General features: G+C 66.1%; 2 protein-coding genes and 1 tRNA gene. 1 reads left to right on the top strand and 2 read right to left on the bottom strand.

All coding sequences use genetic code 11. From position 1 onward, the window contains the following. The first annotated feature begins 216 nt into the window (after window positions 1-216). Window positions 217-1,425, top strand: coding sequence for a hypothetical protein (locus AUL28_RS13640; protein WP_062233529.1), 1,209 nt, complete (start codon window positions 217-219; stop codon window positions 1,423-1,425). On the opposite strand, the gene AUL28_RS13635 is transcribed toward AUL28_RS13640, so the two are convergent. Continuing rightward, window positions 1,422-2,078 (bottom strand): HNH endonuclease, encoded by a 657-nt coding sequence (locus AUL28_RS13635; protein ID WP_062233526.1) that lies wholly within the window; start codon window positions 2,076-2,078, stop codon window positions 1,422-1,424. The two genes, AUL28_RS13640 and AUL28_RS13635, sit on opposite strands and share 4 nt — an antisense overlap. A gap of 175 nt (window positions 2,079-2,253) precedes the next feature. Further along, window positions 2,254-2,329: transfer RNA gene (locus tag AUL28_RS13630), tRNA-Val, on the bottom strand. Window positions 2,330-2,589 lie beyond the last annotated feature (260 nt).

The following is a 2,589-nucleotide window of genomic DNA, read 5'->3' as shown; positions in this document are numbered from 1 at the left end:
CGCGGCGGGGGCGGGGGGCGTCGTCGGTCATGGGGCGGCATTCCTCGCCGGTGGGGATCGGCCGGCATTGTCTGCGACCGGCGTTAACCAAGGCTGAATTCTGGGCTGGACTATGCCAGTCCCCCTCGTCGATGAAGGGTCACCAGGATGGCGAGGAAAGCCGTCCTCCACCCGCCGGCGCACTGAGCGTCGGAACGACGAGGAAGGAAAGGCTTCATGGCGAAGCAGAAGGAAGCACGACTCTATCTGGTGCCCGAGCGCCGCGACAAGAACGGCTGGATCAAGCAGAACGCGGTCTACATGATCCGGGACGGCAAGACCCGGATCCTCACCGGTCTCGGACCCGATCAGCGCGACGAGGCCAACCTGCGGCTCGCGCAGTATGTCCTCGATCGGCACCGGAAGGCGGGTCCGGGCATCAACCGCGCCGCGGCCGACGTGGAGATCTCCGACGTGCTCGCGCACTACCGTTCGGAGGCCGGGAAGGACATCGCCCGCCCCAAGGAGCTGACGGCCCGTCTATCCCGGCTCGAGGCGTTCTGGGGCGGCAAGAAGCTCTCGGAGGTCACCGGCTACACGTGCAAGTCCTACGCCCGACAGCGCTCGACGCCCGGCGCGGCGAGGCGGGAGCTCGAGGACTTCAAGGCGGCGATCCGGCTCTACTGCGAGGACGGCCTCTGCCGCGAGCTCGTCGTCGTCAAGCTTCCGCCCAAGGGCGAGAGCCGGAAGGGTTGGTTCACCCGCGACCAGGTCGCGGCGCTCCTCTGGTTCCTGCTGACGTACCGGACGACGCAGCGCGGTCGGAAGACGAAGCGTCGCTCGCTCCGTCACATCGTCCCGTTCGTCCTGATGGCGGTCTACACCGGCTCGCGGTCTTCGCGCATCTGGAACGCGTCGTTCGAGCGCGAGGACGGCCGGCCGTGGATCGACCTCGACGAGGGCATCTTCTACCGCGTCGGCGAGGCCGAGAAGCGCTACGACAACAAGAGGGCGGACCCGATCCGGCTGCCGCAGCGTCTGGTGCACCTTCTCCGTATCTGGCGGAAGGGCCCGTTCGCACGGGATGGTCGGCGGCAACCCCGGCGCTACCTCGTTGAGTGGCAGGGCAGGGCGGTCGATCCGAAGAAGGGCCTTGTCTTCGCGATGAAGGAAATCTTCGGCGAGGACCATGGCTTCGTCAGGCACAGTTTCCGGCACACCTGCGCATCCTGGCTGATCCAGGACCCCGACCAGGATGAGAAGCAGATCGCGGGCTACCTGAGCATGTCCGTGGACGTCCTGCGCAAGGTCTACGGGCACCTCCATCCCGACGCCGATCGCGACGTCGGGCAGGCGTTCTCCTCCGGACGGGCCGGCCGGCGAGGGCAGCCCCGCGGCCATCGGTTCGGCCGCGGCGCCACGAAGCGGGAGATGGAGGACGCTTAAGCCGCGTCCGCGTAGTCCCGAAGATCGATCTCCTCGACGCGGACCCACATCGGCGTCGGCTTCGGCTTGCGGGGGCGGTACGGCCCCCGCGTCAGCCTTCCCGCGACGAGCTCGCCGGCGGCAGCCCTGCGGTTCGACGCGATCGGAAAGTTCAGGCGGGCGAACTCGCCACGCATCTCCAGAGCGGCCGCGTCGTAGGCACGTGCAGCCTCCGCCGCCGTATCGAACGCCCCCAGGAACCGGTTCTTCTGCCCATCTTTGATCTGCGCGTTCCAGCGGCCGCTCTTGTGGTGCCGGACGACGCCCTTGTAGCCCGACGTGTTCGTGATGGGCAGCTTCCGGTTCGACGAGTTCTGCGACGGCGTCGAGAGGCGCAGGTTGTCGATGCGGTTGTCGTCCGGATCGCCGTTGGCATGGTCGACGATCTGCTCGGGCCATTCGCCCTTCTTGATCAGCCAGGCCAGATGATGCGCCCTGTACGTCCGGCCGCCGTGGCAGATCACGCGGTAGCCGTCCTTGTCGATGCTGCCGGCGCGGCGCCCGGCGGGACGGCCGCGGAGCGTGTTCGTCCAGACGATGACGCCCGTGGCGGGGTCGTAGCGGAGGACGGAAAGGAGTTCGGCGGGAGGCGGGGAAGGATTTCGGCCTGGCATCGAGGGACGTCTCCATTGAAGAGACGTCCGAGCGTACGAATGGGCAAGAAAGAGAGTATCGGAATCGCCATTCCGCAGGGGTTCGGCAGGGAGTGCCGAAAAGGAGGTTCAATTAGGGGTGCGGGAAGGGTAGTCCGGCGGTTTCAAAACCCTTGCAATGCAGGGGTTAGGGACGTGGTGGGCGATGACAGGCTCGAACTGCCGACATCCTCGGTGTAAACGAGGCGCTCTACCAACTGAGCTAATCGCCCGACGCCGCATCGGATAAGCGGTCTCGACCGGAAAAGCAAGGCGTCCCTGGTGCGATTCGAAGATCGCGTTTTCACCTTGCTCCTCGTTCGCTCGATTCGTCATCAGCCTTTGGTGATTCCGTCGTACGCCCGCCATGCAGCCTCGCGTCCGACCCATAAGCCGTTGATCTCGAAGGACCGATAGAATCACGTTGACACCCCCGGCGGCAGGCCTTAAACGACCGCTCATGCCGCTGAACGAGACGACAGCGATATGAGGA

This window comes from Aureimonas sp. N4 (assembly GCF_001463925.1).
In the GTDB taxonomy this organism is placed as follows: domain Bacteria; phylum Pseudomonadota; class Alphaproteobacteria; order Rhizobiales; family Rhizobiaceae; genus Aureimonas; species Aureimonas ureilytica_A.
This window is presented reverse-complemented; position numbering and strand designations above follow the sequence as displayed.